Source organism: Stenotrophomonas sp. P5_B8 (assembly GCF_054049855.1).
Map to the genome: position 1 here is coordinate 1 of NZ_JBFULO010000161.1, position 8,108 is coordinate 8,108.

Consider the following 8,108-nt stretch of genomic DNA (forward strand, 5'->3'; position numbering starts at 1 on the left):
AGCCGATGCCCAGCTCGGGCTGATTCAACTCCAGCTTGAGGCTGGCGTCATAACCGGCGTAGCTGCCGTTGTACTTCTTGGACACGTACGACCAGGCGCCGAATACATTGACCTGCGGGCCGATGTCGAACGAGCCGCGGATATAACCACCGTCGACCTTCGGATCGCCGAAGTAGTCGTCGTTGGTGTCCAGCTGGGTCCAGCCGGCTTCGACATAGGTGTAGCTCACGCGCTCGGCGGCGGAAGCGGAAAGCGGGGCGGCGGCCAGCAGGGCGGCGGCCAGGAGAATCTTGCGCATGCAGGTTCCTTGGGTGAAGTTGAGGTCCATTTCAGCCAGCCCTTCGTGGGCGGCAGGGCGGCGATCACTGCCGCGCGGCCGCATTTTAACCATATCTTCACAAAAAGCGAGCAGTCAGCTTGGCTTGCTACAATGGCGCGGCCGGTTCGCCGGTACACAAACGTCTTCAGGGCGGGGTGCGATTCCCCACCGGCGGTAGGTGCGCAAGCACGAGCCCGCGAGCGCTTCCAGTTCCGCTGGAAGGTCAGCAGATCCGGTCCGATGCCGGAGCCGACGGTATAGTCCGGATGAAAGAAGACGGTGCGGCCGTGCCTTTGCGCGCGGCGTGCGCCTATATGCCTTGCGGCGTTTTTCGCTCACTTTCTGCGGGAAACGTTATGTCTGATTGCACCTCCATCCCCTGCCTCCGTCCGGGGGGCCGCTGATGTTCACCGGCATCATCGAAGGCGTCGGCCGCCTGGCCGCGCGTGACACCCTTGGCGGCGACGTCCGCTTCACCTTCAACGTCGGCAACCTGCCGTTCGACAGCGTCCAGCTCGGCGAAAGCATCGCCATCAATGGCGTCTGCCTGACCGTGATCGCTTTCGACGCGACGAGCTTCCAGGCCGATGCCTCCACTGAAACCCTCGGGTTGACCACGCTGGGTCAGCTTGCCGATGGCGCAGTGATCAACCTGGAACGTGCGATGCGTCCGACCGACCGCCTGGGCGGGCATCTGGTCAGCGGCCATGTCGATGGCCTCGGCCGGGTCCTGTCCATCCACGACGACGCCCGGGCCCAGCGCTGGCGTTTCGCCGCGCCTGCGGCACTGCTGCGCTACATCGCCAAGAAGGGCTCGATCTGCGTGGACGGGGTCAGCCTGACCGTGAACGAGGTCGACGACCAGGGCTTCGAGGTCGCGCTCATTCCACACACCGTGGCCAACACCGCCTTCGCCGCCACCGGCGTGGGCAGCGCAGTCAACCTGGAAATCGACCTGGTCGCCCGCTACGTCGAACGGCTCATCGCCGTGCCCGCCCAAGGCCCGCAGCAGGGAGCCAACGCATGAACTTCGCCTCCATCCCCGAGATCCTCGAGGACATCCGCCTGGGCCGCATGGTCGTCATCGTCGATGACGAAGACCGCGAGAACGAAGGCGACCTGATCATGGCCGCCGAGCTGGTCAAGCCGTCGGACATCAACTTCATGGTCACCCACGGCCGTGGCCTGGTGTGCCTGCCGCTGACCCGCGAGCGCGCCGCCGATCTGGGCCTGGCGCCGATGGTCCAGGCCAACACGGCCCAGTTCCAGACCAACTTCACCGTCAGCATCGAGGCCGCCGAGGGCGTCACCACCGGCATCTCGGCCTACGACCGCGCGCACACCATCCGCACTGCGGTGAAGCCGGACGCCAAGCCGGCCGACCTGCACCAGCCGGGCCACATCTTCCCGCTGATCGCCCAGCCGGGCGGAGTGCTGACCCGCGCCGGCCATACCGAAGCCGGCGTCGACCTGGCCATGCTGGCCGGCCTGGAACCGGCCGGCGTACTGGTGGAAATCCTCAACCCCGACGGCAGCATGGCGCGTCGCCCGGAGCTGGAAGTGTTCGCGCGCGAGCACGGCCTGAAGATCGGCTCGATCGCCGACCTGATCGCCTACCGCCTGGCCACCGAGAAGACCGTCGAGCGCGTGGACGAGCGTGAGATCGAGACCGAGTTCGGCCCGTTCACGCTGGTCACCTACCGCGACCGGATCGCCCACGACCTGCATTTCGCGTTGGTTCGTGGCACCCCCGACGCCGAGCCGACGTTGGTCCGGGTCCAGGTGGAGAACCCGCTGGCCGACCTGCTGCACTGGCGCCGCGACGACTTCGGCGTGGCCTCCACCGATGCCCTGCGCGCGATCGCCGCCGCCGAGCGGGGCGTGATGGTGGTGCTGTCCGCGCCGCGCGACAGCAACAGCCTGCTGGCCCGCCTGCGCCAGCAGCCGGTGCCGGTGGTGCCGGGCAAGGACAAGGATGTGAGCCAGTGGCGCCGCAACGGGGCCGGGGCGCAGATCCTGTCCGACCTGGGCCTGGGCAAGCTGCGGGTGCTGGGCACCCCGCGCCGGCAGATCGGGCTGGCCGGGTATGGCCTGGAAGTGGTCGAGACGGTGGGGAACACGTCATCGCATGCGCGCTGACGCCCCACGATGTGCTTCGCAAACCGCGGGCCCCTCTTACCACCATCCAGGCCCCCGCCGCGTCGCGGCAGCCCCCTGACTCAGGGGGCTGCTGCACCCGACCCGTCCCGTAACGCGCGGCGACCCGGCTACACGCGGCCATGCGCTAGAATATTCACCTATTAAATGGACCCCACGCCGAACATGAGCCACTACGAAGGCGACCTCCGTACTCCGGAAAAGGCCCGTTTCGCCATCCTCGCCAGCCGCTGGAATGCCCGCATCACCGACGTGCTCGTCGCTGGCGCGCGCCAGAGCCTGGCCGGCAATGGCATCGCCGAGTCGGCCATCGACGTGATCCGGGTGCCCGGCGCGTGGGAACTGCCGCTGGTCGCCGCGCGCCTGGCCGCCGCCCATGAGCATGCCGCCATCATCGCCCTGGGCTGCGTGATCCGGGGCGATACCCGCCACTACGAGCACGTCGCCGATGGCTGTGCCGAGGGCCTGATGCGGGTCCAGCTGGACTTCGGCGTGCCGGTGCTCAATGGCGTGCTGGCGGTCGAACGTGCCGAGGATGCCGAGGCACGCGCCGGTGGCAGCCACGGCAACAAAGGTGAGGAAGCCGCACTGACGGCGTTGGAAATGGTCAATCTTCTGGAGCAGTTGCCGTGAACAAGTCAAACCCGGGCAAGCCCTCCGGAAAGCCCGTCCGCCGCGATGGCATCGACCCGGTGCTGCGCTCGCGCGCGCGCCGTCGTGCCCTGCAGGCGATCTATGCCTGGCAGATTTCCGGCGGCAACGCGCAGTCGGTGATCGCCCAGTTCGCCCACGAACAGGCCCGCGAAATCGCCGACCTGGCCTACTTCGAAGCGCTGGTGCACGGCGTGCTCGACCACCGCAAGGACCTGGACGAGGCGCTGACCCCGTACCTGGACCGCGGCGTCGAGGAAGTGGATGCGATCGAACGCGCCGCGCTTCGCGTGGCCGCCTACGAAATGCGTTACCGTCTGGACGTGCCGTACCGCGTGGTGATCAACGAGGCGATCGAATCGGCCAAGCGTTTCGGTTCCGAACACGGTCACACCTACGTCAACGGCGTGCTGGATCGTGCGGCCGTGGAATGGCGCAAGGTCGAAAGCGGCCACTGAGCCGATTGTTCGCCGGCGGCTGATCCCGCGCACGCCGCCGTGTGATCGTTGGTAGAGCCGACCGTTGGTCGGCTGACCGCTTGGTAGAGCCGACCGTTGGTCGGCTAACCGCTTGGTAGAGCCGACCGTTGGTCGGCTGGCCGCGCAAAGCGCGATCCGTCGCAGCCGGCATGATGTCCGGTTTCAAGGCAGCCGACCAACGGTCGGCGCTACATCCCAACGGTCTTGCCGGATCCGACCACGGTCGGGCCCCACACGGCGGACGTTCCGCTGCCGGAGTTGCCTATGTCCCTTGCCGAATTCGCGTTGATCGACCGCATCCGTGCCCGCACCCGTGCGCGCGCCGACGTGGTGCTGGGCATCGGGGACGACGCGGCCCTGCTGCAGCCGCGCGCCAGCGAACAGCTGGTGGTCACCGCCGACACGCTCAACAGCGGCGTGCATTTTCCGACGGAAACGCCGGCGTTCGAGATCGGCTGGAAGACGCTGGCGGTGAACCTGTCCGACCTGGCCTCGATGGGCGCGCGTCCGGCGTGGTGCACCCTGGCCATGTCGCTGCCGTCGACCGAGCCTGAGTGGATCGACGCCTTCGCCGATGGCTTCTTCGCACTGGCCGACGAGCACGACATCGTGCTGATCGGCGGCGATACCACGCGCGGTCCGCTGTCGCTGTCGGTCACTGCGATGGGGCAGGTCTCGGCCGGCCACGCGCTGCGCCGCGATGCGGCCCGGGTGGGCGACGACATCTGGGTGAGTGGCACGCTGGGCGATGCCGCCGGTGCGCTGCGGTTGTGGCAGCAGGGCCGGCTGGATGTGGCGGTGGTGTCCGATGATCCCGACCTGGAAGCGCTGCGACAGCGTCTGCTGTGCCCCGTTCCGCGGGTGAAGCTGGGCCAGCGCCTGCGTGCCTACGCGCATGCGGCGGTGGACATCTCCGACGGCCTGCTCGCCGATCTCGGCCATATCGCGGCCCGCAGCGAGGTGGCCGCGCGCCTGGAAGTGGACACGCTGCCGATGTCCTCGGCGCTGCGCAACGCGCTAGGTCGCGATGACGCGCGCGATTGCGCGTTGCGCGGTGGCGATGACTACGAACTGTGCTTCACCGCCGCCGCCGACCAGCGCGACGCGCTGCATGCGCTGGCCGAAGCGCTGGCGCTACCCCTTACCCGCATCGGCCGCATCACCACCGGCCAGGGCGTGCACGGCGACGACCTGCCCAACGCGGACGGCTACGAGCACTTCGTCCTCCAGTAGAGCCGACCGTTGGTCGGCTGCTGTTAGAGCCGACCCTTGGTCGGCCGCTGTTAGAGCCGACCGTTGGTCGGCTGCTATGCGATGGGGGGATGTCTGCAACTGGACGAGGAGCAGCCGACCAACGGTCGGCTCTACGAAACGGTTGCGTCGACGATGGCCGCACGAAACGGTTGCGTCGGCGGTGGCCGCACGAAACGGTCGCGTCGGCGGTTGCCGCACGAAAAGGTTGCGTCGGCGGTTGCCGCACGAAACGGTCGCGTCGGCGGTGGCCGCACGAAACGGTTGCGTCGACGGTGGACGCACGAAACGGTTGCGTCGACGGTGGACGCACGAAACGGTTGCGTCGACGGTGGACGCACGAAACGGTCGCGTCGGCGGTGGACGCACGAAACGGTCGCGTCAACGGTAGCCGCACGAAAAGGTTGCGTCGGCGGTTGCCGCGCACGCGAGGATCACCCTACAGGCGGCAGCACCTTGCCCGGGTTAAGGATTCCGTCCGGGTCCAGCGCCTGCTTGATCGCGCGCATTGCCGCCAGCGTGGCCGGGTTGAACGCCTTGGCCATGAAATCGCGCTTGGCCAGGCCGATCCCGTGCTCGCCGGACAGCGTGCCGCCGAGCGACAGCGTCAGTGCGAAGATCTTCGGCAGCGCCGCGTGCGCACGCGCATTCTCGTCGGCATCGTCGGGGTGGTAGAGGATGTTGACGTGCAGGTTGCCGTTGCCGGCATGGCCGAAGGTGACGATCACCAGCTGATGCTCGCGCGCCAGCGCCTGCACCCCGGCCACCAGGTCGGGGATGCGCGACACCGGCACCACCACGTCTTCATTGATCTTGCCCGGGGCGATGCTGCGCAGCGCAGGCGACAACGCCTTGCGCGCGGCCCACAGTTTCTCGCGCGCGCTGCCTTCCATCGCCACATCCAGCGCGATCATGCCGTCGCCTTCGGCGGCCGTGGCCAGGGCCTGCAGCAGGTAGGGGAGGGTGTCGTGGTCGCCGTCGGCCTCGACCAGCAGCATCGCGCCGGCTTCGGGCACCTCGGCRCCATTGCGGCGCAGCAGCTCCAGGCTGCGGGCATCCATGAATTCCAGCCGGGTCGGCACCACCGGCTGGCCCATCAGCCGCGACACGGCCGCGGCCGCCGCATCGGCATCGCGGTACAGCACGCGCAGGCCGGCCTGCGCCACCGGTAGCGGGGTCAGTTTGAGCGTGGCCTCCACGATCAGCGCGAGGGTGCCTTCGCTGCCGACCAGCAGGTGGGTGAGGTCGTAGCCGGTGGCGTCCTTGGTATAGGCGCCACCGCAGTGGATGAGCTCGCCGGCGCCGGTCACCGCGACCAGACCCAGCACGTTGTCGCGGCTGGTGCCGTACTTCACCGCGCGCGGGCCGCCGGCATTGCAGGCCAGGTTGCCGCCGATGCTGCAGATGTCCGCGCTGGACGGGTCCGGCGCCCAGAACAGGCCATGCGGTGCCAGCGCGTGCTGCAGGTCGCCGTTGAGCACGCCCGGCTCGACCACCGCGCAGCGGTTGCCCGGCTGGATATCGAGGATGCGCGCCATGCGTGCGAACGACAGCACGATGCTGCCCGTGACCGGCACCGCTGCGCCGGTGGTGCCGGTGCCGGCACCGCGCGCGACCACGGCGATGCGATGTTCGCGGCAGGCGTGCACCAGCGCCACCACCTGCTCGCGGTCACGCGGGAAGGCCACGCCGAGCGGCAACCGATGCCGCCAGGAATTGTCCTGCGCGTGCGCGGCGAGCGCGGCCTCATCGGTGCGCCAGCCGTCCTCGCCCAGAAGCGCATGCACAGTGGAAAGGAAGGCGGCGGGCAGGGCGGTCGTCATGACGGGGTCCGGGCATCGACAGGGGCGCGTTGGATCAGCTTCCAGCCGATGACGGCGGCGGCCAGAGGCAACCACACCCAACGCAGTTCAGAGAAAACGGTGGCCAGTCCGCGCGCGCTGAAGAACTGGCCGGCGAAGGGCGAGACGCGGATCGGTCGCCAAGGTGCGAATACGCGCTCGCCGCTCCACGGCCACCACAGGGCAACGCCGAGGCCACCGGAGGTGAAGGCATCCAGCAACGGGTGCGACAACGCGCTGATCCCCACGAACGCAGCGGCCTGCACCGTGCCCGCACGCAGCGGCCGGTGCAGCACTGCGGCGAGCACGGCCAGCAGGGTGGCAAACACGATCGAGTGACTGGCTCCGCGATGACCGAAGCTGTCGGCGTAGGGGATGTGCAGGGCGAAGGCCAGCACGTCGGTATCGGGAAGTATCGCCGCGACCACGCCAGCAGCCAGCAACGGCCTGGAAATGCGCCCGCGATCAGCGGCGCACCACAGCGCCAGGGGAATCGCGGCGTGGGTAAAGATGCTGGGCATCAACAATCCTCCAGCCGGAACGCATCGCGCAGCCAGCGCAGCTGCGGTGGATCGCCGCTGGCCTCGACCACGTCGAACCGGCACGGCCGTTGCGCCAGCGCCGGGTGCGCGCCGAGGAATAACTGCGCGGCCAACACCAGCTTGCGTCGCTTGCGCAGGTCCACCGACGCCGCGCCGCCACCAAAGCCGGCGCTGGCGCGGTAGCGCACTTCGACGAAGACAGTGGTGTCGCCATCGCGCATGATCAGGTCCAGCTCGCCGCCGCGATAGCGCGCGTTCTGCGTGATCGGGCTCAATCCCTGCGTGCGCAGGTACGCCTGCGCCGCAGCTTCCACCGCTGCCCCACGCTGTGCCCGCGCGGTCGGCACGGGCCGCAGATCAGTTGGCGTTGGCGATCGGCATCGGCCGGCCGCCGCTGAAGGTCGACCATGCCGGCACGCGCAGCACGTTGCCGTTGCTGTCCAGGAACAGCGTGCCGGTGGCGCCGGCCAGGCCGCCCTCGTTGGCCATCTTGTCCAGGTAGGCGCTGATCTTCCACGCATCGAAGCCGAAGGCGAACAGGCGGCCAGCCGCGCCGCGCGCGTTGGGCAGGATCTGACCGGCCGTGCTGGCCGAGGGCAGGCCGGCGACGCCGCGCACGTTCCATGCCTCGTTGGGATAGACGATGCCGTCCAGTGCCATGTCTTCCTCGGCCTTGCCCGCGCCGACGGTCAGCTGCGAGGTGCCCACGCGGGTGGCGCCACCGGCACCGGCCAGGGCCAGCTGCGGTGCCAGCGCGCGCGCCTGCGGCGCCTTCACCGCCAGCAGCACGCCATCGACGCTGCCGGCCGCGCGGATCTGCGCGCTGATATCGCCCACGGCTTCGCCGACCCCGATCGTGGCCACCACC

At 68.9% G+C, this 8,108-nt stretch carries 9 protein-coding genes, 1 pseudogene and 1 riboswitch; of the genes and pseudogenes, 5 read left to right on the forward strand and 5 right to left on the reverse strand.

The window, feature by feature from the left end; all coding sequences use genetic code 11:
* Nucleotides 1–298: pseudogene (locus ACXJKH_RS10660) on the reverse strand (hypothetical protein); the annotation flags it as partial.
* 158 nt (nt 299–456) lie between these two features.
* A riboswitch (FMN riboswitch) is annotated at nt 457–601 on the forward strand.
* 121 nt (nt 602–722) lie between these two features.
* On the opposite strand from ACXJKH_RS10660, the gene ACXJKH_RS10665 reads away from it, so the two are divergent.
* The 5 genes from ACXJKH_RS10665 to thiL all read left to right on the forward strand — a co-directional run bounded on the left by ACXJKH_RS10665 (nt 723) and on the right by thiL (nt 4,839).
* Nucleotides 723–1,346: a riboflavin synthase gene (locus tag ACXJKH_RS10665; RefSeq protein WP_256774890.1), complete on the forward strand. Its 624-nt coding sequence runs from the start codon at nt 723–725 to the stop codon at nt 1,344–1,346.
* Nucleotides 1,343–2,458, forward strand: a complete 1,116-nt coding sequence (gene ribB, locus ACXJKH_RS10670) for a 3,4-dihydroxy-2-butanone-4-phosphate synthase (protein ID WP_457319411.1) — start codon at nt 1,343–1,345, stop codon at nt 2,456–2,458. Before ACXJKH_RS10665 ends, ribB begins: the two co-directional genes overlap by 4 nt.
* Nucleotides 2,459–2,641: 183 nt before the next feature.
* Nucleotides 2,642–3,109 (forward strand): 6,7-dimethyl-8-ribityllumazine synthase, encoded by a 468-nt coding sequence (gene ribH / locus ACXJKH_RS10675; RefSeq protein ID WP_256774892.1) that lies wholly within the window; start codon nt 2,642–2,644, stop codon nt 3,107–3,109.
* Nucleotides 3,106–3,585 (forward strand): transcription antitermination factor NusB, encoded by a 480-nt coding sequence (gene nusB, locus ACXJKH_RS10680; protein WP_457319412.1) that lies wholly within the window; start codon nt 3,106–3,108, stop codon nt 3,583–3,585. The genes ribH and nusB overlap by 4 nt, the downstream gene beginning before the upstream one ends.
* A gap of 285 nt (nt 3,586–3,870) precedes the next feature.
* The gene (gene thiL, locus ACXJKH_RS10685; RefSeq protein WP_457319413.1) at nt 3,871–4,839 is read left to right on the forward strand and encodes a thiamine-phosphate kinase; all 969 of its coding nucleotides are present in this window, start codon (nt 3,871–3,873) and stop codon (nt 4,837–4,839) included.
* A 452-nt stretch (nt 4,840–5,291) separates the two neighbouring features.
* On the opposite strand, the gene ACXJKH_RS10690 is transcribed toward thiL, so the two are convergent.
* The 4 genes from ACXJKH_RS10690 to ACXJKH_RS10705 all read right to left on the reverse strand — a co-directional run.
* Nucleotides 5,292–6,680 carry an FAD-binding oxidoreductase gene (locus ACXJKH_RS10690; RefSeq protein WP_457319414.1) on the reverse strand — a complete coding sequence of 463 codons (1,389 nt, stop codon included), beginning with the start codon at nt 6,678–6,680 and terminating at the stop codon, nt 5,292–5,294.
* Nucleotides 6,677–7,219 carry a metal-dependent hydrolase gene (locus ACXJKH_RS10695; RefSeq protein WP_256774896.1) on the reverse strand — a complete coding sequence of 181 codons (543 nt, stop codon included), beginning with the start codon at nt 7,217–7,219 and terminating at the stop codon, nt 6,677–6,679. Before ACXJKH_RS10695 ends, ACXJKH_RS10690 begins: the two co-directional genes overlap by 4 nt.
* A complete protein-coding gene (locus ACXJKH_RS10700) occupies nt 7,219–7,587 on the reverse strand; it encodes a YraN family protein (protein ID WP_256774897.1) in 369 nt (122 codons plus the stop codon). Before ACXJKH_RS10700 ends, ACXJKH_RS10695 begins: the two co-directional genes overlap by 1 nt.
* A gap of 10 nt (nt 7,588–7,597) precedes the next feature.
* A partial coding sequence (locus ACXJKH_RS10705) for a penicillin-binding protein activator (protein ID WP_457319415.1) occupies nt 7,598–8,108 on the reverse strand: 511 nt, incomplete at its 5' end.

Bases quoted from the DNA above. Each gene is read 5' to 3' on its own strand.
- thiL (WP_457319413.1), top strand. From the start codon at position 3,871: ATGTCCCTTGCCGAATTCGCGTTGATCGACCGCATCCGTGCCCGCACC.
- ribB (WP_457319411.1), top strand. From the start codon at position 1,343: ATGAACTTCGCCTCCATCCCCGAGATCCTCGAGGACATCCGCCTGGGC.
- ACXJKH_RS10695 (WP_256774896.1), bottom strand. From the start codon at position 7,219: ATGCCCAGCATCTTTACCCACGCCGCGATTCCCCTGGCGCTGTGGTGC.
- ribH (WP_256774892.1), top strand. From the start codon at position 2,642: ATGAGCCACTACGAAGGCGACCTCCGTACTCCGGAAAAGGCCCGTTTC.
- ACXJKH_RS10665 (WP_256774890.1), top strand. From the start codon at position 723: ATGTTCACCGGCATCATCGAAGGCGTCGGCCGCCTGGCCGCGCGTGAC.